This is a genomic window from Streptomyces sp. B15 (assembly GCF_018070605.1).
GTDB classification, from domain to species: Bacteria; Actinomycetota; Actinomycetes; order Streptomycetales; family Streptomycetaceae; genus Streptomyces; species Streptomyces smyrnaeus.
The window spans coordinates 1-26,318 of the sequence record NZ_JAGPXJ010000002.1; the positions used below are offsets into that span (position 1 = coordinate 1).

A 26,318-nucleotide genomic window follows, 5' to 3' on the forward strand; every position below is an offset into this window, starting at 1 on the left:
TCGACACTCGTCGACAGGCCGGGGTATCAACATATCTGGCGTTGACTTTTGGCACGCTGTTGAGTTCTCAAGGAACGGACGCTTCCTTCGAAACCATCTCACCGGTTTCTCCGGACGTTTGCCCTTTCGGTGTCTCCGACTCTATCAGATCGAATCTGCCTCGAGTTTCGGAGTGCTTGTCGCGCAGAATTCCGTTGCCGGATTTCTTTGCTCGAAGCGGAGAAGAATCTAACTGCTGCTGCCGAGCTTGTCCAACTCTAGGCAACTGTTCGAATCTACTGCCCATGGTTCACCGCGTCAACGGTTTTCCGGGGCGGAGAGGACAGTAGCAGGTTCCCTGCGGTCCGCGCACATCATGCGGCAGTCGGCACCTCGGCCGAGCGGTCCGACACGGCGATGTCACCGGTTTCGCCCCCCTTGGCCACTCGTCGGCCCACCACATAGACGTAGGCGAGGAAGAGCAGCTCCGCCAAGGTCCCGATGAGCACGCGTGCCCAGGTGGGCAGGCCGGAAGGGGTCACGAACGCTTCTATGACGCCGGAGACCAGCAGGACGGCTGCCAGCCCGAGGGCCATGCCGACGGCGGCGCGCCCCTCTTGGGCCAGCGCCGTGCGTCGGCTTCGCGGGCCCGGGTCGATGACTGTCCAGCCGAGGCGCAGTCCCGTCCCGGCTGCCACGAAGACGGCCGTCAGTTCGAGCAGCCCATGCGGGAGCAGCAGGCCGAGAAAAGTGTCGAGGCGGCCGGCGGAGCCCATGAGACCGAGACCGACACCGAGATTGAGGACGTTCTGGAACAGGACCCAGAGCACCGGGAGGCCGAGGAAGGCTCCGAAGACGAGACAGATGGCGGCGGCCTGGGCATTGTTCGTCCAGACCTGGGCCGCGAAGGACGTCGCGGGATGGTTCGAGTAGTACGCCTCGTACTGGCCACCTGGCCGGGTCATCTCGCGCAGCTGCTCCGGAGCCCCGATGGTGGCGCGGACTTCCGGATGCGTAGCCACCCACCAGGCGACGAGGGCAGCCAGGACAGTGGACAGGAGTGCGGTGGGGACCCACCAGTTACGGGAGCGGTAGACAGCGGCGGGGAAGCCCGCTGTGAAGAAGTGCGTGACGTCGCGCCATGAGGCGGTGCGTGCTCCGGTGACCGTACTGCGGGCGCGAGCGACGAGGCGGGTGAGGCGGTCGGTAAGCGCTGGGTCCGGAGCACTCGTCTGGACCTGGGACAGGTGTGTGGCGGCGCGCTGGTAGAGCGTGACGAGCTCGTCCGCTTCCGCTCCGGAGAGGTGACGGTGGCGGCGCAGCAGTTCGTCCAATCGGTCCCACTCGGCGCGGTGGGCCGAGACGAAGACATCCAGGTCCATGGAGAGAGCTTGGCAGATCGTCGTACTGGAAGACTGGGCCCGAGGATGAAGTGTCAGTTGCCAAGTGACACGGGGCGGGGACTGGGGTGTGCGATGAGTGAGCTGGTCACAGGGGATGGTGTCGTGCTCGGGCTGCGTCCGGCGCGGCTGCCGAGCAGAGCGCTGGCCATCTGTGTGGACCTGCTGCTGGCCTGGGGCATCTATCTGGCTTTGTCCCTCGCGCTGCTCACCGCTGTGTCCTCTCTTGATGTGGCGGCATTGGCGGCTGTCCAGGTGGGCCTCTTCCTCCTGGTCCTCGTCGGGGTGCCGATCGCCGTCGAGACACTCACCGGCGGGCGCTCCGTGGGGAAGATGGCAGCGGGGCTGCGGGTCGTCAGGGACGACGGTGGGCCGATCCGGTTCCGGCATGCACTGGTGCGGGGAGCGCTGGGCGTGGTGGAGCTCCAGTTGTTGTTCGGCCTGGTGGCCTGTGTGACGTCGCTGGTCTCCGAGCGGGGGCGTCGGCTGGGAGATGTGTTCGCCGGGACGCTGGTGGTCCGAGAGCGCTTTCCGGCGACTCAGGGGATGTTCGTGCCGCCTCCACCGCAGTGGCTGGGCGAGCAGTTCGCGGAGCTGGATCTGTCGCGTGTTCCGGACTCGCTGTGGCTCGCGGTACGGCAGTTCCTGCTGCGGGCGGGGCAGTTGGACCCGGCCGTCCGTCACACGATGGGCGAGCAATTGGCCAATGACGTCAGAGCCTGGGTCGGGACGTCGGCCCCGTACGGGGTACCCGCCGCCGACTATCTGGCGGGGGTTGTGGCGGAACGCCGGCGGCGAGAAGCGCAGCACGCCTTCCCCGCGTCCGGGGCGACCCCCTCGTTGCCCGATGCGCCGGTCCCCGAGGAAGACGCGGGCGGGCCACCTCCGCCGGCCACGGGCTTCGTGCCGCCCACGTAAGTCTCCGGAGCGGGTCGGCAGTCTCCGGACGGTCAGCAGTCAGCCGAACGTCGACGGTGGTGTTTCAAGATCTTCCAGCTCGATACCGGGGGCTGCGAGGACGACGTCGCCGGCGATGTGCACGGCGTGCTGCTCCCCCGTCTCCAGGTCGTTGACCTGGTAGTTCTCCACGACGAGGGGGCCGTTGTCAGTGGCGTGTGTTTCTCTGTTCAGCAGCGCCCAGGACTGGTCGAGAGTGCGGGGGGCGAGGACGGGGGGTGTGAACGCGACGAGGCGGACGCGAGTGGCCCGGTCACCGGGAGCCGGGCGCAGCAGCCGCGAGGTCGCGACGAGGAACGCGGGGGACGCCCCGGTGAAGGAATGGGCGGCGACGTTGCCCTCCTGGGCCTGCTGGCCCGTGGGGTCCGAGCGCACCCAGGTGACGCCGTCCAGTGCGGCGCCACGGACCTGCCAGTTCGCGGCGTGGAGTTCGAGCCGGATGGGGCGGCCGAGTTCGTCGAGGGTGAGGTCGACGGAGCCCGCGTGCTCGCCCGAGGGGGTGGTGAGTTGGGAGAAGTAGCGCCAGCCGGAGGGGCCGGTGGCGCAGTGGAAGTGCTCTTCGCCGAGGAAGGTCTGGTCGTGCGGATCGTGAAGCGAATATCGGCCGCGGGGCATGGGCGAGGTCCGGAGTCGGTGCGGTGACGGGCAGGCCCCCGCCGGGGCGGGGGCCTGGGACCGTGCTGCCTCCCGGCCGGCCCGGCGGCTGTGCCGCCGGGCTCGGCGCGGGCAGGTCAGAGACGGAACGTCATGAACGGGTCGCTACCTGGATCGGTAGCGGGATCACTGGTCGCTGTCCGGCTCAGTAGCGGTAGTGGTCCGGCTTGTACGGGCCCTCGACCGGGACGCCGATGTAGGCCGCCTGCTCCGGGCGGAGGGTGGTCAGCTTGGCGCCGAGTGCCTCCAGGTGGAGACGGGCGACCTTCTCGTCGAGGTGCTTGGGCAGCACATAGACGTCGGTCGGGTACGACTCGGGCTTGGTGAACAGCTCGATCTGGGCGATCGTCTGGTCCGCGAAGCTGTTGGACATCACGAACGAGGGGTGCCCGGTGGCGTTGCCCAGGTTCAGCAGGCGGCCCTCGGACAGGACGATGATGGTCTTGCCGTCCGGGAAGGTCCAGGTGTGGACCTGCGGCTTGACCTCGTCCTTGACGATGCCCTCGATGGCGGCGAGGCCGGCCATGTCGATCTCGTTGTCGAAGTGGCCGATGTTGCCGACGATGGCCTGGTGCTTCATCTTGGCCATGTCCGAGGCCATGATGATGTCCTTGTTGCCCGTGGTGGTGACGAAGATGTCGACGGTGTCGACCACATCGTCCAGGGTCACCACCTGGTAGCCGTCCATCGCCGCCTGCAGGGCGCAGATCGGGTCGATCTCGGTGATCAGGACACGGGCGCCCTGGCCGCGCAGGGACTCGGCGCAGCCCTTGCCGACGTCGCCGTAGCCGCAGACGAGAGCGGTCTTGCCGCCGATGAGGACATCCGTGGCGCGGTTGATGCCGTCGATCAGGGAGTGGCGGCAGCCGTACTTGTTGTCGAACTTCGACTTGGTGACGGCGTCGTTGACGTTGATGGCCGGGAAGAGCAGGGTGCCGGCCTGGTGCATCTCGTAGAGACGGTGCACGCCGGTGGTGGTCTCCTCGGTGACGCCGCGGATCTCGGAGGAGAGCTGCGTCCACTTCTGCGGGTTCTCGCCGAGGGTGCGGTTGAGGAGCTGGAGGATGACGCGGTGCTCGTCGTTCTCGGCGGTGTCCACCGAGGGCGCGGCGCCGGCCTTCTCGTACTCGACGCCCTTGTGGACGAGGAGGGTGGCGTCACCACCGTCGTCGAGGATCATGTTCGGACCGCCGGTGGTGGCGTTCGGCCAGGTGAGGGCCTGCTCCGTGCACCACCAGTACTCCTCCAGGGTCTCGCCCTTCCAGGCGAAGACCGGGACGCCCTGCGGGTTGTCCGGCGTGCCGTTGGGGCCGACGGCGACGGCCGCGGCGGCGTGGTCCTGGGTGGAGAAGATGTTGCAGGAGGCCCAGCGGACCTCTGCTCCCAGGGCGACCAGCGTTTCGATGAGCACGGCCGTCTGCACGGTCATGTGCAGGGAGCCGGTGATGCGGGCGCCCGCCAGGGGCTGATCCGCGGCGTATTCCTTGCGGATCGCCATCAGGCCGGGCATCTCATGCTCGGCCAGCGTGATCTCCTTGCGGCCGAAGGCCGCCAGCGAGAGGTCCGCGACCTTGAAGTCCTGGCCGGTCGTGGAGGTCGTCGTCATTGCGAGCTGCTCCTCGGTGTCGAGATATAAGGCTGGCTGGTCCGTGCTGCGGCGCGGGGCGGTGTGGTGCCGGTCGCGCGGAGGCGCACATCGTCGCCGGGCACACTCGTCCCCTGCTCGCAGCTCAGTCCGTCGGAGGCCCTCTCTCCCTCGGTGGCCCGCGGTACGGGCCTCCCGACCGCCATCAGCAGCGACGTCTGGCTCTACGAATCTACACCGCCCGTCCAGGGGACCGGACGGGCGGCGGTGACAGCAAGTGCGCCTCGGGGTCGGTTTTCGGCCGCTTGCTTTTTTGGCCGCCCGGCTGGTTCGGTGCACCCTGCGGCCTCTGCGACTGCGACTGCGATGGCGCGAGAACGCATCCCTCCACACACTGGCCGAGCTAGGAGTTCCCACGTGACCAGTCCTGCCGATCCCCGTGACGGAGCGGCTCCCCCGGCCGAGCCGGGGCTGAAACTGCTCGCCGTGACGGCGTGTCCCACCGGTATCGCTCATACGTACATGGCCGCGGAAAAACTGACCCAGGCCGCACAGGCCCGTGGTATCGCCATGAAGGTGGAGACCCAGGGCTCCATCGGGGCTGAGAACGTCCTCTCCGACAACGATGTCAACGCCGCGGACGGCGTCATCGTCGCCGCCGACAAGGACGTGGATCTCAGTCGGTTCGGGGGCAAGCGGGTGCTGGTCGTCGGAGTGGCCGACGGCATCAGCGACCCGGACGGCCTCCTCGACCGCGTACGCCGGGCGCCCGTCCACCAGGGCGGCGCGGTCTTCGACGCGGCCGACGGCGGCCGGGGCGACGGCAGCGGCGCAGACGGCAGCGGCGCAGACGCCGGCGGCCCGGGAGGCGGCACAGGTGGTGCCGGGGCGGGCGGCGCCGAGGCGGGCGGAGGACTCCCGGGTCCGGCGGGGGCAAAGGCACGGGAGCGCAGCGTCGGCTACAAGGCGCTGATGAACGGCGTCTCGTACATGATTCCGTTCGTGGTCGTCGGCGGTCTGCTGATCGCGCTGTCGCTCGCCCTCGGCGGGCATCCGCAGGCCGACGGCGGTCTGGTGATACCCGACGGGAGCTTCTGGAAGCACGTCAACGACATCGGCACCATCGGGTTCACGCTGATGGTGCCGATCCTCTCCGGCTACATCGCCTACGCGATCGGCGACCGGCCCGCCCTGGTGCCGGGCATGATCGGCGGCTGGATCGCGAACACGGGCGAGCTGTACGACTCCAAGTCGGGTGCCGGCTTCATCGGCGCGATCGTGACCGGGTTCCTGGCGGGGTATCTCGTCCGCTGGATCAAGCTGGTGCCGGTCTCCCGGTTCGTGCGGCCGATCATGCCGATCATCGTGATTCCGATCGTGGCGACCTCCGCGCTCGGGCTGTTCTTCATCTACGTCATCGGGAAGCCGATCTCCTGGGTCTTCGAGAACCTGACCGACTTCCTGGGCAGCATGACGGGTACCAGTGCCGCCCTGCTGGGTGTGGTGCTCGGACTGATGATCGCGTTCGACATGGGCGGCCCGGTCAACAAGACAGCGTTCCTGTTCGGGACCGGGCTGGTGTCCAAGAGCCCCGAGGTGATGGGGATGTGCGCGGCGGCCATCCCGGTGCCGCCGCTGGGACAGGGCCTGGCGACACTGCTGCGTCGCAGGTTCTACTCCGACCAGGAGCGGGAGACCGGCCTGGCCGCGCTGTTCATGGGCTTCTTCGGCATCACGGAGGGCGCCATCCCGTTCGCCGCCGCGCGGCCGGCCACGGTGATTCCGGCGAACATGCTCGGTGGCGCCGTCGCGGGCGGCATCGCCGGGCTCGCCGCGGTCGGTGACAACGTGCCGCACGGCGGGCCGATCGTGGCGGTGCTGGGCGCGATCGACGGAGTGGCGCTGTTCTTCGTGGCGCTACTGGCGGGCACGGCGGTCACCGGGCTCACCACGGCCGGACTGGTGACGGTCGGGGCGCGCCGTGCCGCGGAGCGTACGAAGGAACAGACCGCCCCCGTGACCGCCGACGCCCCCGCCGCGGGCGCCGACGCTCCCGTCGATGCCTCGGTGGATGCCCCCGTGGGCGCCCCTGCCGACGCCCGAGGCGCCACGGCCACCACCGAGGCGAACGCCGCACAGGGCAGCGCCTCCGGCTCGTCGGCCGAGGAGCCCGTCGTACCGCCTCAGGCCGCCCCTGCCGAGCCGGCGACAACCGGGCTCAAGGAGAGCACCGGGACCGAAGGGAAAGCCACCGGGGCTGAGGAGGAAACCGCCGGGGCGGCCGGAGTGCTGTCCGGGTACCTCACGGCGGACACCGTCAGCGAGCAGTTGGCAGCGGACGACAAGGAAGCCGGTATCCGGGAGATGGCCGCGCTGTTGGACCGCAGCGGCAAGGTCACCGACAGCACGGCGCTCGTACGGGCCGCGCTCGCTCGGGAGGAGCAGGGCACGACGGGGCTCGGCGAGGAGATCGCGATTCCGCACGCCAAGACGGACGCGGTCACAGCTCCGGTCGTCGGGTTCGCACGGTCGGCCGAGGGCATCGAGTGGGGCGCGCTGGACGGGACGAAGGCACGGCTGGTGTTCATGATCGCCGTGCCCGAGGCCGCAGCGGGTGACGAGCATCTGCGCATCCTGGCGCTGCTGTCCCGCAAGCTGATGGATCCGGCGTTCCGCACCCGACTGCTGGAGGCCCCCGGCAAGGAGGCGGTGCTGGACGCGCTCGCCGAGATCGAGTGACGGCCCCTGGCCGGTCGGGCGGCTGAGCCCATAGCGCGACGAGGGCCCGACCCGGGATTCCGGGGCGGGCCCTCGTCGTGCTGCGGGCGTACCCGCTGCAGCGGATGGCTGCTCGCGGTCAGACGCGCGGCCCGGTCACGTCCGACGGCTCCGAGACCGACTCGCCCTCGGTCTCCTGCGCACGGTAGATGTCCGGTTCCAGGTAGATGACCCGGGCGATCGGCACGGCTTCGCGGACGCGCCCCTCGGCGGCGTCGATGGCGTCGGCGATCTGTACGGCCGTTTCGTCGTGCTGGACGGCGACCTTGGCGGCCACCAGGAGCTCTTCCGGGCCGAGGTGCAGGGTGCGCATGTGGATGACGCGGGTGACGGTCTCGCCGTCGACCAGTGCGGCGTTGATCTTGTCGCGTTCGGCCGGGTCGGCGGACTCCCCCAGCAGCAGCGACTTGGTCTCCACGGCCAGCACCAGTGCGATGACGACGAGCAGCGCACCGATGCACATGGTGCCCACGCCGTCCCAGACGCCGTTGCCCGTCAGCAGCGCCACTCCGACGCCGCCGAGGGCGAGGAAGAGGCCGACGAGCGCACCGAGGTCCTCCAGCAGGACGACGGGCAGCTCCGGCGCCTTGGCGCGGCGGACGAACTGGCCCCAGCTGAGCTTGCCGCGGACCTGGTTGGACTCCTGAATGGCGGTCCGGAAGGAGAACGTCTCGGCGATGATGGCGAAGACCAGGACGCCGACCGGCCAGTACCAGTGCTCGACTTCGTGTGGGTGAGCGATCTTCTCGTAGCCCTCGTACAGGGCGAAGACGCCACCGACGGTGAACAGGACGATGGAGACCAGGAAGCCGTAGATGTAGCGTTCGCGGCCGTAGCCGAAGGGGTGTTCCTCGCTGGCCGCCTTCTTGGCCTTCTTCCCGCCGAGCAGGAGGAGCGCCTGGTTTCCGGAGTCGGCGACGGAGTGGACGCCTTCCGCCAGCATCGAGGCCGAGCCGCTGAAGCCGGCTGCGACGAACTTGGCGACGGCGATGGCCAGGTTGGCGCCCAGCGCGGCGACGATCGCCTTTGTTCCGCCTGATGCACTCACGAGTCCCGGATCCTTCCTGCTGCTGTGCGACCGTCCGGTCAGACGGCCACTGTGGCGCGGAAGAGCGTACCGTCCCCCGAGATCCGTACCGGCTCTCCTGCCGGAACGTACGCGGATTGTCCGGGGGCGAGGTCGATGTCCGCTGCGCCGCCTTCGGTACCACCGTCGGCGCCGCCCTCCGGGTGGTGCCGAACGCCTTCCTCTCCGCCGTGCAGGACGACCGCTCCCTCAGTGCACAGCAGGATCTGCGCGGCGGACGCGTGCAGGGTGTGCGGTGCGGCGCCGGGTACGAGGACGAAACGGGAGAGGCGGAACTCGCCGACGGGTGTCTCGTAGATCTCCTCGCCGGTCGCCCCGTCGGCCTCGGGGCGCAGGATGCCGGGTTCCGCCGGCTCGAAGCGGACGACGCGCAGCAGTTCGGGTACGTCCACGTGCTTGGGCGTCAGGCCGCAGCGCAGCACGTTGTCGGAGTTGGCCATGATCTCGACGCCGAGGCCGCCGAGATAGGCGTGCGGGACGCCCGCGCCCAGGTACAGCGCCTCGCCGGGGCGCAGCACGACGTGGTTGAGGAGCATCGCGGCCAGTACCCCGGGGTCGCCCGGGTAGTGGTGCGCGATGTCCGCGTACACCGCGTACTCGGAGCGCTCGGACGCCGCCTCGGCGGCTTCGGCGACCGTGGCGGCCATCGCGTCCTTGTCGGCCGTCAGAAGAGCCGTCAGGACCTCGCGCAGCGCCTCGCTCTCCGGGCGGGCGCGCAGGATGTCCACGTACGGCTTGAGGCCGTCGACGCCGAGCCCGTCAAGCAGCGCCGCGGCCTCCTGCGGGTGCCGGAAGCCGCACAGCCCCTCGAACGGGGTGAGGGCGCAGACGAGTTCGGGCTTGTGGCTGTCGTCCTTGTAGTTGCGCTCGGCCGCGTCCAGCGGGATACCGCGCGCCTCCTCGTCGGCGTAACCCTGGGCCGCCTGTGTGCTGTCGGGGTGCACCTGGAGGGAGAGCGGGGCGGCGGCTGCGAGCAGCTTCAGCAGGAACGGCAGTCGGGGCCCGAAAGTGCGCACCGTCGGGACGCCCAGTTCGCGCTCCGGGTCGGCGGCGACCACCTCGGACAGCGGGAGCGGGCCGGTGCCCCTGTCGATGCGGGACGGTGCGCCGGGGTGGGCGCCCATCCACAGCTCGGCCTGGGGCTGACCGGTGGGCTTCACACCGAGCAGTTCCGGGAGGGCGGTGGTGGAACCCCAGGCGTACGGCCTGACGGTGTTCTCCAGACGGTCCATGAGGTGCGCTGTTCCTGTCGTGCTCAGAGGATCTGTACGAGGTACGAGGTACGAGGTACGAGGTGCGGGTGCGGCGGTTCGTGCGGACGTACGGGCGCGGAAGTGCGGACGTGGTGCCGCGGTCACGCCCAAGGGGAGTCGCTGTCGGCGAGCGTGAGGTAAACGGCGCAGAAATCGGCGGTGGCGATCAGCTCGGCCGCGGCCTCCAGCGCGCTGCTGCCCTCGGCCGGTTCCAGCTCGCTGAGTGCCGCCTCGTGCGCGTAGGCCAGGTCGCGGGCGGCCACCGTCGCGGACTCGCCGCCGGGCGCCGCCTCGCGCAGCAGGACGACCCGGGCATGTGTCGTCTCCGGTTCCTCGACCCGGTCGCGGAAGAAGTCGTCCGGGTCGGAGCCCGGCGCGAAGGGCCCGGCCAGCAGTGCGCCGTGTGCCGACATGGCCTCGGGCAGTTCGGCTGTGAGGGCGGGCCGGCCGCAGAGCGCTGCCAGTACGGCGGACCAGTGGTGGGCGGCGGCACCCGCGATGGCGCCCTCGCTCCACAGCAGCGGTACCGCGCCGGACAGTTCGACGGCCAGGGTCTTGCCGGGGTTGCTGTAGGGCGGGATGGCGGGGCCGCAGCGTTCGGCGATCTCGTCCAGCCGGTCGGCGAGCGCGGTGAGGGCCGACGGGCCGGTCTGCGTCAGCCCGAGGCGGTCGCACAGCAGCAACAGCGGGGTGAGCAACGCCCAGAGCGTGCCGGGGGCGCCGACGGGCCGCCCGGCCGGGGTTCCGGCGCCCCGCCGCTCCTCCCGGTCACCGTCCTGGTCGTCGCCCCGGTCACCGTCCTGGTCGACGCCGCCGTTCACGACGCCTTCGCCGCCGAGGCCGCTCCCCTCGTCGAAGCCGTCCGAGCCGGGTGGGGCGGCGGCAGCATCCGCGTCCAGCGGGTGCGCGGGGACATCCGGTGAGGGATAGACCTGGTACGGACCGGGTGCCAGCGGTACGGCGAGGCCCCGTGTCTCACCGAGCGCGTCGACGAGCGGCGCGCCCTGCGGCGTGACGGCGACGACGGTGCAGCCGCGGCGGTACGCCTGGTCGACCAGGGCGATGAGGCCGGGTTCGGTGCCGTCAGGGGTCACGAGCAGCAGCAGGTCGAGCGGCCCCGCCCAGCCGGGCAGCGACCAGCGCAGCGCACCGGTGGCCGCCAGGGCTCCGGAGGGACGCAGCCCGGTGACGGGCACCGCTCCGCTGGTGAGGGCGCCGAGCAGATCGGTGACACAGGCGGTCGCGGGACCCGGCCCGGCGACCAGGAGCGCCCGGGGCCGGCCCTCGGGCTGGAGCTTGTCCAAGCCCGCCTCGGCTGCCTGGCGCACCCCAGTGCGGACGCGTGCTCCGGCCTGTGCGGCGCCACGCAGCAAGCCGCGTACGTCGGCACGGGCCAGAGCCTCGGGGGTGTCGAGGAGCGTCTCGTCGAGCATCTTCCGTGGCCTCCGATCGGCTTCCGGTGCTGCGGGTACGCCTGCTGGTCGGGCCTGCTGGGCGTACGGCGCGTGCAGCGCGTCCCGGCGGGAGCGCTGGGGCTCAGCCGAATCGGCTCAGGCGGGTCGGCGTGCCTCGTCCACCAGGAGCACCGGGATGCCGTCGCGCACCGGGTACACCAGGCCGCACTCCGCCTCCGAGGTGCACAGCAGCTCGTCGCCCTCCTCGCGCAGCGGCGCGTGGCACGCCGGACAGGCGAGGATCTCAAGAAGTCCGGCTTCGAGCGGCATGTGTTCCTCCTGGTGCGGTGCGCGGCAGCTGTGTGCTGACTGTGCGGTCAGGGTACCGCCGGGGGCGGCCGACGGTACCCGGGGCGGCCGTCAGACCGCGGAGGTGGGCTCCTCCTCCGCCCGGACGATGGCCAGCACCTCGTCGCGGACGCGCTCGACGGTGGTGGTGTCGCGGGCCTCCACGTTCAGCCTGAGCAGCGGTTCGGTGTTGGAGGGGCGGAGGTTGAACCACCAGTTGACGCCGGTGACGGTGAGTCCGTCGAGCTCGTCCAGTGTGACGCCCTCGCGGCCGGCGAAGGCCGCTTTGACGGCTGCTGTGCGGTTGAACTGGTCGCGGACGGTGCTGTTGATCTCCCCGGAGGAGGCGTAGCGGTCGTAGCGGGCGACCAGCTGGGAGAGGGTGCCGTCCTGCCTGCCGAGCGCGGCCAGCACGTGCAGGGCGGCGAGCATGCCGGTGTCGGCGTTCCAGAAGTCGCGGAAGTAGTAGTGGGCCGAGTGTTCGCCGCCGAAGATGGCGCCGGTCCTGGCCATCTCCTGCTTGATGAAGGAGTGGCCGACGCGGGTGCGGACGGGCAGGCCACCGCTCTCCCTGATGACCTCCGGCACGGACCAGGAGGTGATGAGGTTGTGGATCACCGTGGAGCCGGGCTCCTTGGCCAGCTCGCGGGAGGCGACCAGCGCGGTGATCGCGGAGGGGGAGACCGGGTCGCCGTTCTCGTCCACGACGAAGCAGCGGTCGGCGTCTCCGTCGAAGGCCAGACCGATGTCGGCGCCGACCTCGCGCACCCGCTGCTGGAGGTCGACGAGGTTCTTCGGATCGAGCGGGTTGGCCTCGTGGTTGGGGAACGTGCCGTCCAGCTCGAAGTACATCTGGTGCAGTTCGACCGGCAGCCCGGCCAGTACGAAGGGGACGGTCAGACCGCCCATGCCGTTGCCGGCGTCGACCACGACCTTGAGCGGGCGGATGTCCGCCAGATCGACCAGGGAGTGCAGATGCGCCGCGTACTCCTCCAGCATGTCCCGCTGGGTGACGCTGCCTTGCGGCTTGTCCGTCGCCGGGGCGCCGCCCGCGTCGCTCCACCGTTCCACCAGGGAGCGGATCTCGGCCAGCCCGGTCTCCTCGCCCACCGGAGCGGCACCGGCGCGGCACATCTTGATGCCGTTGTACTGGGCGGGGTTGTGGCTGGCGGTGAACATCGCGCCCGGCAGATCGAGTTTGCCGCTGGCGAAGTAGAGCTCGTCGGTGGAGCACAGGCCGATCTCGGTGACGTCGGCGCCCTGGCCGGACGCACCCCGTCCGAACGCCCGGACGAGGCCGGGCGAGGAGGGCCGCATGTCGTGTCCGACGACGACGGCCGAGGCCCCGGTGACGCGGACGAACGCGGCGCCGAAGAGCTCGGCCGTCGTCTCGTCCCACTGGTCCGGAACCACACCGCGCACGTCGTACGCCTTCACGATCTGAGACAGATCAGCCACGGCCAGCCTCTCCTGGGTCGTCGGTCGGCAACGGTCCCAAATCTACCCGCGCGGGTGAGGGCTGCGGTGCGGCAGCACGGTGAGCTACGGCTCCGGGGACCGCAGGACCCTCAGATGGCCGCGCCGGGCGACCTCCATCGGATCGGCGTCACGCCCGCCGGGGCCCCTGAGCCGGTCCTTGGGGCCCGGGTCCGGCGGCTCGGGGCGCGGTGTCCTGGCCGCCTCACGGACGGCGTTGGCCAGCGCTTCGAGGTCGTCACTGCTGGGTCGGGCCGCGGCCGTGTCGACGGCCAGCCTGACCACCTCCCAGCCGCGGGGTGCCGTGAGCCGCTCGGAGTGCTCGGCGCACAGGTCGTAGCAGTGCGGCTCGGCGTAGGTGGCGAGGGGTCCCAGGACGGCGGTGGAGTCCGCGTAGACGTACGTGAGCGTCGCGACGGCGGGACGACCGCAAGCGGTGCGCGAACAGCGACGTACAGGGCTCACGACGTTGGACCGTACCGCACTCTTGAGCGGGCTGCGACGACTCTCCATGACGTCACCCTGCCGTGTCGTCCACGTTCGCCGGAAACGCCTGATCTGCTGAAAGGTGTGCGCGTCGAGCGGGCGAGCGCCCCTTGGCCGACGGTCGGCGGACACGATCCGATCATCAAGCGTTCGCCATTCACCTGATCACGGTCATTTCCCATGCTCCGTTCCGTCAAATAGGGCGATGAGAGCGGCAGAAAGGGCAAAGAGGCTTCATGCGCTGATATACGCGAGATGCTCCGCACCTGCCCGTCGTGCCCCGCGTGCGACCTGCGGCGGGCTAGGCTCGGACGTGATGGACAGCCCCGTACCGCCGCGCCGGGCCGACGCCCGGCCGCGCCGCCGAGACCGCCACGGCCGTGGCATGCGCGGCCCCATCGCCCCTCCCCAAGTGCCGCTCGCCATCAGCCGGGCGGAGGCGTTCGACGATCTGGTGCGCGATTCGGTGACCCGGCTGGAGAGGCACTGGCCGCAGCTGGCCGCCGTCGAGTTCGCCGTCCAGGAAGTGCCCCGGTCGGACAACGGCGAGGTGCGCGAGGGCGACGACGCCGTGCCGCTCGGCCGGGTCACCGAGGGCGGCGGCGAGCACCCGGACCGTGTGATCGTCTTCCGGCGCCCGGTGGAGATCCGCAGCAGGAGCAGGGACGAGCGGGCCCTGCTGGTGCACGAGGTCGTGGTGGAGCAGGTGGCCGAACTGCTGGGGCTGGCGCCGGAGTCGGTCGACCCACGGTACGGGCAGGACTGACTGGGCGTCCGTCCCGACTGACGGGGCGTCCTGCCCGGGTGCTCGCGCTCGCCGCGCTGCTGGGCGAACGTCGCGCTCGAGCGCGCTCAGCCCGCTCCCCCGGGCCTCCTACCTCCGGCCGAAGGGCGCCCGTGCCACGGGCGGGCACAAGCGCCTGGCACACGTGCGGCTCAGTTCTCGTCGTTCAGCACCGACAGATCCTGGCCCGACTCGGGGACCGCGACCGTGCTCCTGTCGTCCGGAAGCGTCTGCACGGTGAAGGCCGGAAGTCCGGACTGTTCGTCCTCCAGCGTGCGGGAGGCGTACAGCGGACCGCCCGAAAGCCGCTCCACCGTCACCGCGTAGGTGCCCTTGCTGCCGGTGGGCCGCGGTGGGGTGAACGCCTTGGTGGTGTGGGCCTTGACCGTGACGGTGGTGCTCTTGGGGCTGCCGCCGTCGCTGCCCGGCGAAGCGGTCACCCGGACCTTCGCCCCGCTCTCCGGAGCGGTCAGCGCCAGGGTGGAGCCGGTCGCACTGTTGCCCGCGGCAGTGGCCCGCTTGTGCACCGGCGCCGTCGCGGGGATGAACGCCGTCTCCTGCTTGTCACCCTTGCCACGCAGGACCCGCGCCGCCGCCACCACGTCGGGGGCGTCGGCGCCGTCCTCGGCCGGGGAGAGCACCAGCGACCCGGCCTCGCCCTTGGTGAGGTCCTTGAGGTCGACGGTGGTGACCATGCCCGCCTTCACATGCAGGGACTCATGGCCAGCGGGGCTGATCAGCCCGTTCCGCCCCGCGAGCTTCACCTTGAGGTCGGCGTCCTCGTCCCCGGGAGCGAAGACGGACAGCCGGACGGAGCTCGCGTCCTCGGGGATGCCGGGCAGCACCAGGCGGGGACTCGGGTCGGTTGCGGGCGGCAGCCAGTCGCCGCCCAATTTGCGGTCGGATGCCTGTACTTGCGCGCCCACCCGGCCGGACCGCGCGGTGACGCGCAGCGTGACATTGGTGACCGGTTCGGCGGTCAGGGTGGACAACAGGACCGGGACAGTGGAGTGCGGCGGAACGGTGATGGCCTCTCCGGCGCCCGCACCGGCCTTCTCCTTGCCCTTCTTGCCGTACACGTCCAGATCGACGACCGCGCTGGTGCTGTCCGGGTTGGTGAGGTGGACGTAGTCCTGTCGGTCCTCGGCCGTGCTGGAACCGGGGAACCAGAACGACGTGTCGGGCGCCGTGCAGGAGGTGCCCTGCAGACCGCGGCCCGCTCCGGCGCCGATACTCGTGGTCTGCTGCACCGTCCAGCCGGGCGCGAAGGGGCCGTCTGCCGTGCCGGTCAGCGCGGGCGCCTTCGGATCCTGCGTGTCAGCGGTCACCGGAGTGCCGGGGCTGCTGAGGCGCAGGAAGGGCTTTCCGCTCCCCTTGTCGCCCTTCTCGCCGCCCTTGTCACCCTTGCCGTCCCTCTCCCCCTTCTCTTCCTCGTCCCCCTTGTCTTTCCTACCCCCCTCGTCGTCGGGGCTCAGCGGTGTGCCCGTCTCGACGAGCTCGGCGGGGTACAGCGCAGCGCTGCCCTTCTTGCCGGTGCCACCCTTGGGCGTGAACGCCTCGTAGGCGGTCTCCGCGACGTCGGAGGCACTCGGCCGCGGGCAGACCAGCGTGGAGCGCTCCACGGGCTTGTGAGCGGCCGCCTTGGCGCTCTCCCCGCCCTGCGCCGCCTCGTCCGGGGCGGAGAGCGCGGCGACTCCGGTCACCGCGGCGAGCGCCACGGCGACGGCGCCGAAGCTGAGGACTGTGCGGTTCACTGCTGCTCGCTCCCGTTGCCGTTGCCGTACCTGCTGTCGTAGCCGTCGGACTGGTGCGCCCCTGTGCCCTCGTAGCCCTGCTGGTAGCCGTAGGGGTCGGCATGCTGCTGGGCCGCGTACTGCTGTGCCTGCCACTCCTCGTAGGAGGCCTGCTGCTGGTACGCGTCGTACGTGGGCTGCGGGTCGTACGCGGACTGCGGGTCGTAGGACGGCTGCTGGTACGGCTGCTGCTGATACGACTGCTGGTCGTACTGCTGGGGCTCGTACTGCTGGTCGTACTGCTGCCGGCCGTACTGCTGGTCGTACGACTGCTGCTGCGGGACCTGGCCGTAGGTCGGCCGGCCGTAGGCGTCGTAGGACGGCTGCTCGTACGACCCCTGGCCGTGGCCCTGCCCGCCGGCGTCGTACGGCGGCTGCTGCGGGACGTAGGGCTGCTGACCGTAGGGGTCGTGGTCCGGCTGTGGGGGCACGTCCTGTGGGGAGGGCGGCGCCTGCGGCGGCACCGGCTCCTGCGGGGACTGCTCGGGCGGCGCCTGGGCGGCCTCGGCGGCAGCGCGGAGTCTGCGGGCCCTGCGGCCGTCACCGAGGGCGGACAGGTCGGGTTCCACCGGGGCGTCCGGGAGGTCGTCGTCCACATCGCGCCGACGGCCCGGCAGTGCGAGGACGAGGACGACCAGCAGGAGGAAGCCCTGCGTCCAGACCCAGACCGTGTGGGTGAGCGGGGTCTCGTAGCCGAGGTCCAGCTTGCCGCCCTCGGCGGGCAGTTCGAAGCCCTGCGCCCAGCCGTCGACCGTGACGCTCTTGAGCGGGCTGCCGTCGAGCGTGGCCTGCCAGCCGCTGTCGGCCCGGTCCGCGAGCCGCAGCACCCGACCCGACGGGCCGGACGGCAGCGTCGCGTGCGACTCCACCGGACCGGCGGGAACGGCGACCGGGGCGGTCACCGCACCGCCCGCGCCGTCCTCCTGCTCGCCGGGACCGATGGAGACGCGGGAGACCTGCCGGTCGACGCGCCACAGTGCGCTGCCGTCGGCCTGGCTGAGCCGGGTCAGACCCGGCGTCGCGTCCAGAGTGCGGCTCGTCTCGCGTGAGGCGCCGTCGCGCAGCAGGACGTACCGGACGGCGTAACCGCCCAGTTGGCTGGATTGATCGGCGCCGGAGCCCGCGACGAGGTTGGAGACCACGTCGCCCAGACGCGTGTCGTCCCCGTCGGCCGCCGCGAGTTCGGCGTCCCCCAGCCGGGCGCCGGAGCCGCGCGCCAGCGTGTAGGTGACGTTCGAGGCGCCCTCGGGCTGGTCGAGCACCAGGGTGCGGGCCTGGTCGCTGGTGGTGCTCTCCTCCGCGACGAAGGCCGGCACCTGCACCGGGTCGCGCCGCGAGAGCGGTCCGTCGGCGCCGCGCACCATCCAGCCGGCGGCGGCCACCAGCGGTGCCAGGACACAGGCTGCGGCGATCAGTGCGGCCACGGGCTGCCGCCAGCCGAAGCTCTGTGCCGCGACGCGTTCCTTGGCGCCCTCGGCACCGACGGCGGCGGCGCACAGCAGCGCGAGGCCGTAGACGAGCGTGGCGGGCCCGGCCCAGGCCGAACCGTTGGACAGTGCCGCCGCCAGCAGTCCGGCCAGTGCGGCGACCCATGCGGCCCGTACGGCCAGCTGGCGCTCGGTGCGCAGCAGTGCCGCGAGTCCGGCCGACACCAGGCCGACCAGGAACAGCCCGTCCGTGGTGCCGGGGCCACCGGGCGAGAGAGTCAGCAGATCGAGGGCGGAGGCCGCACCCGTTCCGTACTCCAGGCCCGCCTCGGAGAAGAACTGGTCGGGCTGGGTGAACAGCGACAGCGACCAGGGCGCGAGCAGTACCAGTGGTGTCACCAGGACGGCGGCCTGCCGGGCCAGGAGCGCACCGAGGGAGGCGCCTTCCGCCCGGCGCACCGCGAGCACCGCGAGTGCCAGCACGGCGGCGAGCGGCCACACGACAGGGGTGAATGCCATGGTGAGGGTCAGCAGCAGCGCGTACGCCCACGCCGAACGCCAGCCGCTCTTTCCGCGCAGCCCCCCGGCCGCCACCGCGGCGCGTGCCAGCAGGGGCAGCAGTACGGCGAGCACGGCGGTACCGATGCGGCCCTGGGCGAGCGCACCGGTGGCGGCGGGCAGGAAGGCGTAGGCGACGCTTCCCCAGGCGCGCAGCAGACGGGAGTCGACCAGCGGCCGGGAGGCGAAGTAGGCGGTGACACCGGCGAGCGGGACCGAGCACACCAGCAGCAGCGTCAGCGCCAGGCCCGTGCTGCCGAACAGCAGCGTGGCGAACGTGGCGAGGACGGCCAGATAGGGCGGCGCCGACTCGGAGCCGCCCGTGCCGACCGGATGCCAGCCTTCCGCGTACCGTGCCCACAGGCCCGACACGCCGTCAGGGGCGGGCAGCAGCGCGCCTCCGGCCAGGGAGCCACCGCCGAGCAGCGCCCGGCAGGCCACCAGGGAGACGACGAGCAGTACGGCGAACAGGACGGGACCCGGCTTGTGCGCGAGCCGTTTGAGGCGCGCGAACTGTTCGACCTCCAGGAAGTCCGCGTCCTCGCCCCCCGGGCCGGATTCGACGGCGCCGTGCCGGCCTCCGGCGGACGAGTCGGGCTCGGAGCGGCCGGTGAAGTTGCTGGTGACCTGTTCCAGGGTGGCCCGCAGGGTGGCTCCGGGCGGCGGGAAGAGGGGGCGCAGCTCCTTGTGCGTCACTGCCGGTCTGCCCCGCCTGCGGCGGGCGGTCAGGACGCTTCCGCCGCGCAGCAGGGTGCCGGACAGTCCGGCGATCTCGTCCAGAGCCTGCCCGGGGACCTTGCCGACGAGGTAGGCGAGGGTGCGCAGCAGTGTGCCGACGACGAGGCGCAGCAGTACCCATGGCAGCAGTGCGCCCGGCATGTTGGCGAGCAGTGTGTAGACGGCGCCCGCCTTGTCGACCCGGTGCGGGCTGGCGCCGCGGCTGGCGCGGCCGACGCAGTCGACGGGGCGGCGTTCCCGTGAGGCCGCCTCTGCGTGCCGCATCACGGCTTCCGGCGCGGTCAGCACCCGGTGCCCGGCGGCCTGGGCGCGCCAGCACAGGTCGATGTCGTCGCGCATCAGGGGCAGTCGGCGGTCGAACCCGCCGAGCTGGTCGAAGACGTCGCGGCGGATGAGCATGCCGGCGGTGGAGACGGCCAGTACCGGGCGCACCTGGTCGTGCTGGCCCTGGTCCTGCTCGCGGCGTTCGATGCCTGTCCAGCGCCGGCCGCTGTGGGCGATGGAGACCCCGGCCTCCAGCAGCTGCCGGTGGTCGTACCAGCTGCGCAGCTTGGGCCCGGTGACGGTGACCGACGGGTCGGCGTCGACGACGCGCAGCAGTTGCGCGAGGGTGTCCGGCTCGGGTGCGCAGTCGTCGTGCAGCAGCCACAGCCACTGCACCGGCTCGCCGTAGGGCAGTTCCGGCATGTCGTAGGCGTCGTCGCGCCAGGTGCGGTTGACCGGGTCCCAGCCGCTGGGCCGCTTGAGGTACGGCAGGTCGTCGGGGGTGAGCCAGCGCGCTGCGCGGGCGGCCTCCTCGACGGCGGCGCCGAAGCCGGTGCGGCGCGCCATGTGCAGCACGCGCTCGGCGCCGAGCGCTTCGGTCAGCAGCTGTGCCGAGTTGTCCGCGCTGCCGGTGTCGGCCGCGACGATGTTCTGGACCGGGCGGTTCTGCTCCAGCAGCCCGCTCAGCGCCTCGGGAAGCCAGCGGGCGCCGTCGTGGGCGACGATGACGGCGGTGACGACGTGCCGGGGGAACTCGGGCGGCTCCAAGGTGGCCAACCCTGCTGCGGCCGCCTCGTAGTGGGCCGCCATATGGCTGTGCACGGACATCGAGGTAGGGGCCCTCCCCGGGGTGCCGGGGCCTCGCGGCAGTGCCGCGGTCGGCTGCAAGCCCCCGGAAGACGCGTATCGGAGCGGTGAACGCACGCCCTTGGCAGGGTGGTGCGTCGCGGACGGCCCCACACTAACGGCTCGTCCTCACGGGTCCGGCGCTCCGTCGCAACTGTCCCGGGCGGGCTCCTGGTTGCCCGGCGAGCGGTGCGGGGGCACGGCTCGGCTTGCTGGGGCGGTGCTGAGCTGTGGCCGGCCGGCCCTGTCCGGTAGGGACCAGGTCAGACAGCGGCTTTCTTCAGGCGGCGCCGTTCGCGTTCGGACAGGCCGCCCCAAATACCGAAACGCTCGTCATTGGCGAGGGCGTATTCGAGGCATTCGGAGCGGACTTCACACGCAAGGCAGACTTTTTTCGCCTCGCGGGTGGATCCGCCCTTCTCGGGGAAGAACGACTCAGGGTCGGTCTGAGCGCACAAGGCGCGCTCCTGCCAGCCCAGCTCCTCGTCCGCCTCTTCGACGAGCAGTTGTTGGAACAGCTCGGTCATGTGCGCCCCTCGATCCGTCTCTTCGACCCCGTGATGCTGTCGTTATCGAACCCTCTTGAACGACACGAGTGAAATTACAAGTGTGCCGATCCGGGGCAGTCAAGCCGAGATCTGCTATTGAGCCCGTTATTCACCCGGCGGAACCAAGCCTTCGCAGTAAGTGTTCAAATCACTACGAAATATGACACTCGCGCCTGGAGCCGGGGCGTTTTGCCCGACTCCTGTATGGAGAACGCGATGACCTGCGATCACGTTCCGCACCACCGCCCGGATGGCCCTGATCACACTTTGATCACAGAAGTGCAACGGCGTACAGGCAGGTCTCGGGCGCCACCTCTCCCGCCCGGGACGGCACAAACCTTTCGCCAGCCATGGGGACCGGAAGGGATGAAACATTCACCACAAACGCGACAACAGGTTGACACCTGGGGCACGGGGGCGCTGTTCTGGAGCGCATGGCAGTGACCTCTGAGACCCGTACGACCCGCGGCCCCCTCGCCGCGCGGTCTGCCGGGGGTGCGCCCGTGCTCCCCCGCGCCGCCTCTCATGTCCTGGAGCCCCACCGCTGTCGCTGTCCGCGTGGGTGTCACGCGCGCTGTTGCCGCTGAGGTCCGGCTCGTGCCGCTGCTGAGGACCGGCTCGTTCTGAGCCGTACGCCGGCAGTCCCGCCGTCGAGCACCCGCTCCGGCTGAACGCATCGCGCGCCGCGTCCTTCCGTACCTCTCGTCACGCCCTTCCACGCCCCGTGCCATGCCCGCTCCCCCGCCGGAGCGGCCCCTCCCTGCTCCCGTCCGGCCCCCGGCCGGCCCTCCGACGAAGGCATCCCCGAACGTGAACAGCGACCTCGAAATCGCGGGCGACCTGCTCGCCATTCCGCATCTCCTCCCCCCGGCCCCCGCTCATCCCGTCACCGTCGCGGACTTCGCCGGACTCATCCGCGAGCTCGCCGCCGACCGCGCCGCCTGGGCGCCGCTGGTGCGCTACGACCCGACCCTGCGCTGGTACCACCGGCTGCGCACCGGCCCCGGCTACGAGGTGTGGCTGCTCAGCTGGCTGCCCGGGCAGGGCAGTGGACGACACGACCACGGGCGTTCGTTCGGCGTGTTCGGCGTACTCGAGGGCGAGTTGACCGAACACGGCGAAGCCAAACGTGTACTCGACGCCGGGACGGTGCGGGTCTTCGCTCCCGGATATGTGCACGAAGTGGTCAACGACGGGCTGGAACCCGTCGTGAGTGTGCACGTCTACGCACCCGGGCTGACCGAGATGCCGCAGCACTGCTCCATCGACCCCGCCACCACACGCGATGCCACCCACATGCCACCCACGAGGCCCTGGCCTGACGCCGTGCCACCCGTGCCGGGGCCACGGACCTGATGTCGGGGCCGAGCACCGGGCTGCGAGACTGGTGCCCATGCAGCGCATTGTGGTTCTGGCCGGGGGCATCGGCGGTGCCCGCTTTCTGCGCGGGCTCAGGTCCGCGGTGCCCGACGCGGAGATCACCGTCGTCGGCAACACCGGTGACGACATCCATCTGTTCGGCCTGAAGGTCTGTCCCGACCTCGACACCGTGATGTACACCCTGGGCGGGGGCATCCACGAGGAACAGGGCTGGGGCCGGGCCGAGGAGACCTTCACGGTGAAGGAGGAACTGGCCGCCTACGGCGTGGGCCCGGAGTGGTTCGGGCTCGGCGACCGGGACTTCGCCACCCATATCGTCCGCACCCAGATGATCTCCGCGGGGTATCCGCTCAGCGCCGTCACCGAGGCACTGTGTGCGCGCTGGCAGCCCGGGGTGCGGCTGCTGCCGATGACGGACGACCGGGTCGAGACCCATGTGCTGATCGACGACCCGGACGCCGAGGACGGCCAGGGCGCCCCGGACACCGCGGGCGGCCGGGGCGGCCGCAAGGCGGTGCACTTCCAGGAGTACTGGGTGCGGCTGCGCGCCTCCGTGGACGCGCACGCCGTGGTCCCCGTCGGCGCCGACGCCGCGAAGCCGGCGCCGGGCGTCCTGGAGGCCATCGCCGAGGCGGACACCATTCTCTTCCCACCGTCCAACCCGGTCGTCAGCGTCGGCACGATCCTTGCCGTGCCCGGCATCCGGGAGGCCATCGCCGACGCGGGCGTACCCGTCGTCGGCCTGTCGCCCATCGTCGGGGACGCACCGGTCCGGGGAATGGCGGACAAGGTGCTGTCGGCCGTCGGCGTCGAGACCACCGCTGCCGCAGTCGCCGCGCACTACGGCTCGGGGCTGCTGGACGGCTGGCTGGTCGACACCGTGGACGCCGGCGCCGTGCAGACCGTCGAGGAAGCGGGCATCCGCTGCCGTGCCGTTCCGCTGCTGATGCGCGACGAGGAGGCCACGGCCCAGATGGCGCGGCAGGCGCTGGAGCTGGCCGAGGAGGTACGGGCGTGACGGCGGCGGTGACCACGGGAACGACGGACCCGGCCGACACCCCGAAGGACCCGGCCGCCGACACCCCGGAGACGGCACGGAACGCGGAGACGGCACAGCACGCGGAGGCAGCGCAGGGCAGCTCGTACGAGGTGTGGTCGCTGCCGGGTATCCCGGAGGTGCGGCCCGGCGACGACCTGGTCGAACTCATCCTGGCCGCCGCCGCTGCCCGCGGCGGACGGGGGCTGGTCGACGGTGATGTGCTGGTCGTCACCTCGAAGATCGTCAGCAAGGCCGAGGGCCGCATCGTGCAGGCGGACGACCGCGAGGCCGCCATCGACGCCGAGACCGTACGCGTCGTCGCCCGGCGCGGCGCCGCCCGCATCGTGGAGTCCCGGCACGGTTTCGTGATGGCGGCTGCCGGGGTCGACGCCTCCAACACCCCCAAGGGCACGGTGCTGCTGCTGCCCGAGGACCCGGACGCGGCGGCCCGGCAGGTGCGGGACGGGGTACGGAAGGCGCTCGGGATCACCGTCGGCGTCGTCGTCACCGACACCTTCGGCCGGCCATGGCGCGAGGGGCAGACCGATGTGGCGATCGGCGCCGCCGGGGTACGGGTGCTGGACGATCTGCGCGGCAGTGTCGACATGTACGGCAATCCGCTGGGGGTGACCGTCACCGCTGTCGGGGACGAACTCGCGGCGGCCGGTGAGCTGGTCAAGGGCAAGGCGAGCGGGCTGCCAGTGTCGGTGGTGCGCGGACTGGCCCACCATGTGCTGCCCGCGGCGCGGCAGGGCCACGGCCACGCGGACGGCGGGGCACCCGACGCCGGCTGGGCATCCGACGCCGGTGGGGCGCGGGCGCTGGTGCGCGACGCCGCCAACGACATGTTCCGGCTGGGCACCTCGGAGGCCGTACGCGAGGCCGTGACCCTGCGGCGGACCGTACGGGAGTTCACGGCGGAGCCGGTGGACGGGCAGGCCGTACGGCGTGCGGTCGCCGCCGCGGTGACCGCGCCCGCACCACACCACACCACACCGTGGCGGTTCGTGCTGCTGGAGAGCGCCGAGTCCCGCACCCGGCTGCTGGACGCCATGCGGGACGCCTGGATCGACGACCTGCGCGGCGACGGCAAGAGCGAACAGAGCATCGCCAAGCGGGTCAAGCGCGGCGACGTGCTGCGCAACGCCCCCTGCCTGGCCGTCCCCTGCCTGGTCATGGACGGCTCGCACACCTACCCGGACGAGCGCCGGAACGCGGCCGAGCGGGAGATGTTCGTGGTGGCGACGGGTGCGGGCATCCAGAACTTCCTGGTCGCGCTGGCCGGAGAGCGGCTGGGCTCGGCGTGGATCTCTTCCACGATGTTCTGCCGCGAGGTGGTGCGCGAGGTGCTGGAGCTGCCGGCGGACTGGGACCCGATGGGGGCGGTCGCCATCGGCCACCCGGCGGCCCCGCCGCGGGAGCGCCCGCCCCGCTCCGCCGCCGACTTCGTCGTCGAGCGGTGAGCGGGAGCGCCGGGCACCCCTACAGCGGGGCTATGTTCCCCACCGGGAAGCGGGGCTGACGGCGTGGCATGCGCGGGCCGCCCAGCAGGATGAGGCGGGAGGCGCGGTGCCGCTGCCCCTCGTAGGGGGCAAGCAACTCCAGCATGCCGTCGTCGTCGGTGCCCCGTGCGCCGGTGAGCGCGTAGCCGACCAGGCGTGGCAGATGCAGATCCCCGACCGTGACGGCGTCCGGCTCCCCGTTCGAGCGCTGCAGCACCTCGGCCGCCGTCCAGGGACCGATACCGGGGATGGCCTGGAGACGGGCCAGCGCGGCGTCGAGATCCATGTGTGCCGCCTCCTCCATCCGGCCGGCCCGTTGCAGGGCGCGCAGGATGGCGGCGGAGCGCTTCTGGTCGACACCGGCGCGGTGCCACTCCCAGGAGGGGATGCGCAGCCAGCCGCGAGGGGGCGGCATCACCCACAGGTCGGGGTGCGGTCCCGGGGCGCGCTCGCCGAACCGGCGGACGAGCAGCCGCCAGGCGCGGTACGCCTCATCGGTGGTGATCTTCTGCTCCAGGACGGTGGGGATCAGCGCTTCCAGCACCCGTCCCGTGCGGATGAGGCGCAGTCCGGGGTTGCGGCGGTGCGCCTCGTGAGTGATGTCGTGGTGCGGGACGAAGGCGTCCGGGTCGTCGTGGGCGCCGAGCAGTGCGGGCAGTCCGTCCAGCAGCCACCCCGCGCCCGGCCCCCATGCCTGGGCGCACACGACGCCGTGCGTACCGCCGCGCTGTACGCACACGCTGAGCGTCGCCGGACCGTCCGGGGTGCGGGTGCCGCGCCAGATCGTGCCGCCCTCGGTGCGGTACGTCGGGTCGTACGGCCCGCGGCGCAGCACGCGCAGGTTGCTGTGCAGGTCGTACGGGCCCGGCGGGGTCCAGGAACGGGTCAGTGACACGGACAGCAAGCGTACGGCCCGGCTCTGACAGCAGGCCGCCCGGTCGCCGGGGGGGCGGGCTAGCGGTCGGAGGAGAAGCGCACCGCACCGGCCGGGATGCGGGCATGGCACCACACGCGGATGCCGCCACGCAGTTCGTTGCCCTCGCCGATGACGGCACCGTCACCGATGACCGCGCCGTCCAGCACGGTGTCGGCGCCGATACGGGCGCCGGCGCCGATCAGCGAGTCCCTGATGCGCGCTCCGGGTGCCACTACCGCACCGTCCAACAGTGCGCTGCCGTCGATCCGGGCACCGGCTCCGACCTCGGCTCCCGCCCCGGCGACGGTGCCACCGGTGAGCTTCGCGTCCCGTGCCACTGCTGCGCTCTCCAGTATCAGCCGCTCCCCGCATCTGCCCGGTACGGCGGGCGAGGGGGCGCGGCCCAGTACGAGGTCGGCGGAGCCGCGGACGAAGGACTCCGGGGTGCCCAGGTCGAGCCAGTAGGTCGAGTCGACCATGCCGTGCAGCTCGGCCCCGGCCGCCAGCAGCCCGGGGAAGGTCTCCCGCTCCACCGAGACGGGCCGCCCGGCGGGGATGGTGTCGATGACGGAACGGGTGAAGACATAGGCGCCCGCGTTGATCTGATCGGTGACGATCTCCTCGGGCGTCTGCGGCTTCTCCAGGAACGCGGTCACGCGTCCGGTGCTGTCCGTGGGGACGAGCCCGAAGGCACGCGGGTCGGAGACGCGCGTCAGATGCAGCGAGACGTCGGCGTCGGCCCGGGTGTGCTGGTCGACCAGGGCGCGGATGTCGAGGCCGGAGAGGATGTCGCCGTTGAAGACGAGCACCGGCTCGTCGGGGCGCGAGTGGAGCCGGGAGGCGACGTTGCGGATGGCGCCGCCGGTACCGAGCGGCTCCTCCTCGGTGACGTACTCCAGATGCAGCCCCAACTGGGACCCGTCCCCGAAGTACGGCTCGAAGACCTCGGCCAGGTAGGAGGTGGCCATCACCACATGGTCGACGCCTGCGGCGCGGGCCCTGGCCAGTTGGTGGCTGAGGAAGGGCACCCCGGCGGCGGGGACCATGGGCTTGGGGGTGTTCACCGTGAGCGGACGCAGCCGGGTGCCCTTGCCCCCGACCAGAAGGATCGCTTCTGTCACCTGTT

20 protein-coding genes are annotated in these 26,318 nt (G+C 71.5%); 6 read left to right on the plus strand and 14 right to left on the minus strand.

What is annotated here, in order from left to right; translation table 11 throughout:
- Positions 1 to 353: 353 nt before the first annotated feature.
- Positions 354 to 1,361 (minus strand): stage II sporulation protein M, encoded by a 1,008-nt coding sequence (locus tag KBY19_RS01470; protein ID WP_099881564.1) that lies wholly within the window; start codon positions 1,359 to 1,361, stop codon positions 354 to 356.
- A gap of 93 nt (positions 1,362 to 1,454) precedes the next feature.
- On the opposite strand from KBY19_RS01470, the gene KBY19_RS01475 reads away from it, so the two are divergent.
- Positions 1,455 to 2,297 carry an RDD family protein gene (locus KBY19_RS01475; RefSeq protein WP_185017028.1) on the plus strand — a complete coding sequence of 281 codons (843 nt, stop codon included), beginning with the start codon at positions 1,455 to 1,457 and terminating at the stop codon, positions 2,295 to 2,297.
- Between the two features lie 39 nt (positions 2,298 to 2,336).
- On the opposite strand, the gene KBY19_RS01480 is transcribed toward KBY19_RS01475, so the two are convergent.
- Positions 2,337 to 2,951 (minus strand): hypothetical protein, encoded by a 615-nt coding sequence (locus KBY19_RS01480; RefSeq protein WP_099881568.1) that lies wholly within the window; start codon positions 2,949 to 2,951, stop codon positions 2,337 to 2,339.
- Between the two features lie 184 nt (positions 2,952 to 3,135).
- On the minus strand, positions 3,136 to 4,596 hold the full coding sequence (gene ahcY / locus KBY19_RS01485; RefSeq protein ID WP_099881570.1) for an adenosylhomocysteinase: 1,461 nt from the start codon (positions 4,594 to 4,596) through the stop codon (positions 3,136 to 3,138).
- Between the two features lie 396 nt (positions 4,597 to 4,992).
- Here ahcY and KBY19_RS01490 point away from each other — a divergent pair, with 396 nt between their 5' ends.
- A complete protein-coding gene (locus KBY19_RS01490) occupies positions 4,993 to 7,314 on the plus strand; it encodes a fructose-specific PTS transporter subunit EIIC (protein ID WP_210964942.1) in 2,322 nt (773 codons plus the stop codon).
- Positions 7,315 to 7,432: 118 nt separating this feature from the next.
- Here KBY19_RS01490 and KBY19_RS01495 read toward each other — a convergent pair whose 3' ends face one another.
- The 6 genes from KBY19_RS01495 to KBY19_RS01520 all read right to left on the minus strand — a co-directional run bounded on the left by KBY19_RS01495 (position 7,433) and on the right by KBY19_RS01520 (position 13,424).
- The gene (locus KBY19_RS01495) at positions 7,433 to 8,401 is read right to left on the minus strand and encodes a cation diffusion facilitator family transporter (protein WP_099881575.1); all 969 of its coding nucleotides are present in this window, start codon (positions 8,399 to 8,401) and stop codon (positions 7,433 to 7,435) included.
- Positions 8,402 to 8,439: 38 nt separating this feature from the next.
- Positions 8,440 to 9,672: a mannose-6-phosphate isomerase, class I gene (manA, locus tag KBY19_RS01500; RefSeq protein WP_210956682.1), complete on the minus strand. Its 1,233-nt coding sequence runs from the start codon at positions 9,670 to 9,672 to the stop codon at positions 8,440 to 8,442.
- 122 nt (positions 9,673 to 9,794) lie between these two features.
- The gene (locus KBY19_RS01505) at positions 9,795 to 11,126 is read right to left on the minus strand and encodes an SIS domain-containing protein (RefSeq protein WP_210964943.1); all 1,332 of its coding nucleotides are present in this window, start codon (positions 11,124 to 11,126) and stop codon (positions 9,795 to 9,797) included.
- A gap of 117 nt (positions 11,127 to 11,243) precedes the next feature.
- Positions 11,244 to 11,417, minus strand: a complete 174-nt coding sequence (locus KBY19_RS01510) for a Trm112 family protein (protein ID WP_099881579.1) — start codon at positions 11,415 to 11,417, stop codon at positions 11,244 to 11,246.
- A gap of 90 nt (positions 11,418 to 11,507) precedes the next feature.
- Positions 11,508 to 12,893: a phosphomannomutase/phosphoglucomutase gene (locus tag KBY19_RS01515; RefSeq protein ID WP_099881581.1), complete on the minus strand. Its 1,386-nt coding sequence runs from the start codon at positions 12,891 to 12,893 to the stop codon at positions 11,508 to 11,510.
- Between the two features lie 84 nt (positions 12,894 to 12,977).
- Complete coding sequence (locus tag KBY19_RS01520; protein WP_099881583.1) at positions 12,978 to 13,424, minus strand: DUF3499 domain-containing protein; 447 nt, start codon at positions 13,422 to 13,424, stop codon at positions 12,978 to 12,980.
- A 289-nt stretch (positions 13,425 to 13,713) separates the two neighbouring features.
- Between KBY19_RS01520 and KBY19_RS01525 the strand changes: the two genes are divergently transcribed.
- Positions 13,714 to 14,163, plus strand: a complete 450-nt coding sequence (locus KBY19_RS01525; protein ID WP_099881585.1) for a metallopeptidase family protein — start codon at positions 13,714 to 13,716, stop codon at positions 14,161 to 14,163.
- Positions 14,164 to 14,333: 170 nt separating this feature from the next.
- Here the strand turns inward: KBY19_RS01525 and KBY19_RS01530 are convergent, their stop codons facing one another.
- The 3 genes from KBY19_RS01530 to KBY19_RS01540 all read right to left on the minus strand — a co-directional run bounded on the left by KBY19_RS01530 (position 14,334) and on the right by KBY19_RS01540 (position 20,334).
- Positions 14,334 to 15,935, minus strand: coding sequence for a DUF5719 family protein (locus tag KBY19_RS01530; protein WP_210964944.1), 1,602 nt, complete (start codon positions 15,933 to 15,935; stop codon positions 14,334 to 14,336).
- Positions 15,932 to 19,789: a glycosyltransferase family 2 protein gene (locus tag KBY19_RS01535; protein ID WP_210964945.1), complete on the minus strand. Its 3,858-nt coding sequence runs from the start codon at positions 19,787 to 19,789 to the stop codon at positions 15,932 to 15,934. The genes KBY19_RS01530 and KBY19_RS01535 overlap by 4 nt, the downstream gene beginning before the upstream one ends.
- 281 nt (positions 19,790 to 20,070) lie before the next feature.
- Positions 20,071 to 20,334: a WhiB family transcriptional regulator gene (locus KBY19_RS01540; RefSeq protein ID WP_004952403.1), complete on the minus strand. Its 264-nt coding sequence runs from the start codon at positions 20,332 to 20,334 to the stop codon at positions 20,071 to 20,073.
- Positions 20,335 to 21,165: 831 nt separating this feature from the next.
- Between KBY19_RS01540 and KBY19_RS01545 the strand changes: the two genes are divergently transcribed.
- From KBY19_RS01545 to KBY19_RS01555, 3 genes are read left to right on the plus strand one after another with little or no spacing between them, the layout of a single operon-like run.
- Complete coding sequence (locus KBY19_RS01545; RefSeq protein ID WP_210964946.1) at positions 21,166 to 21,711, plus strand: cysteine dioxygenase family protein; 546 nt, start codon at positions 21,166 to 21,168, stop codon at positions 21,709 to 21,711.
- Positions 21,712 to 21,748: 37 nt separating this feature from the next.
- On the plus strand, positions 21,749 to 22,753 hold the full coding sequence (cofD, locus tag KBY19_RS01550) for a 2-phospho-L-lactate transferase (protein WP_099881591.1): 1,005 nt from the start codon (positions 21,749 to 21,751) through the stop codon (positions 22,751 to 22,753).
- On the plus strand, positions 22,750 to 24,237 hold the full coding sequence (locus KBY19_RS01555) for a coenzyme F420-0:L-glutamate ligase (RefSeq protein WP_307843415.1): 1,488 nt from the start codon (positions 22,750 to 22,752) through the stop codon (positions 24,235 to 24,237). Before cofD ends, KBY19_RS01555 begins: the two co-directional genes overlap by 4 nt.
- Positions 24,238 to 24,256: 19 nt before the next feature.
- Here KBY19_RS01555 and KBY19_RS01560 read toward each other — a convergent pair whose 3' ends face one another.
- Both KBY19_RS01560 and KBY19_RS01565 read right to left on the minus strand, forming a co-directional pair.
- Positions 24,257 to 25,171 (minus strand): DNA-3-methyladenine glycosylase, encoded by a 915-nt coding sequence (locus KBY19_RS01560; RefSeq protein ID WP_210964947.1) that lies wholly within the window; start codon positions 25,169 to 25,171, stop codon positions 24,257 to 24,259.
- A 59-nt stretch (positions 25,172 to 25,230) separates the two neighbouring features.
- Positions 25,231 to 26,313, minus strand: coding sequence for a sugar phosphate nucleotidyltransferase (locus KBY19_RS01565; RefSeq protein ID WP_099881597.1), 1,083 nt, complete (start codon positions 26,311 to 26,313; stop codon positions 25,231 to 25,233).
- Positions 26,314 to 26,318: the final 5 nt, after the last annotated feature.

Coding starts and splice junctions, on each gene's coding strand:
- KBY19_RS01470 (WP_099881564.1), bottom strand. CDS start 1,361: ATGGACCTGGATGTCTTCGTCTCGGCCCACCGCGCCGAGTGGGACCGA.
- KBY19_RS01475 (WP_185017028.1), top strand. CDS start 1,455: ATGAGTGAGCTGGTCACAGGGGATGGTGTCGTGCTCGGGCTGCGTCCG.
- KBY19_RS01480 (WP_099881568.1), bottom strand. CDS start 2,951: ATGCCCCGCGGCCGATATTCGCTTCACGATCCGCACGACCAGACCTTC.
- ahcY (WP_099881570.1), bottom strand. CDS start 4,596: ATGACGACGACCTCCACGACCGGCCAGGACTTCAAGGTCGCGGACCTC.
- manA (WP_210956682.1), bottom strand. CDS start 9,672: ATGGACCGTCTGGAGAACACCGTCAGGCCGTACGCCTGGGGTTCCACC.
- KBY19_RS01505 (WP_210964943.1), bottom strand. CDS start 11,126: ATGCTCGACGAGACGCTCCTCGACACCCCCGAGGCTCTGGCCCGTGCC.
- KBY19_RS01510 (WP_099881579.1), bottom strand. CDS start 11,417: ATGCCGCTCGAAGCCGGACTTCTTGAGATCCTCGCCTGTCCGGCGTGC.
- KBY19_RS01520 (WP_099881583.1), bottom strand. CDS start 13,424: ATGGAGAGTCGTCGCAGCCCGCTCAAGAGTGCGGTACGGTCCAACGTC.
- KBY19_RS01525 (WP_099881585.1), top strand. CDS start 13,714: ATGGACAGCCCCGTACCGCCGCGCCGGGCCGACGCCCGGCCGCGCCGC.
- KBY19_RS01535 (WP_210964945.1), bottom strand. CDS start 19,789: ATGTCCGTGCACAGCCATATGGCGGCCCACTACGAGGCGGCCGCAGCA.
- KBY19_RS01540 (WP_004952403.1), bottom strand. CDS start 20,334: ATGACCGAGCTGTTCCAACAACTGCTCGTCGAAGAGGCGGACGAGGAG.
- cofD (WP_099881591.1), top strand. CDS start 21,749: ATGCAGCGCATTGTGGTTCTGGCCGGGGGCATCGGCGGTGCCCGCTTT.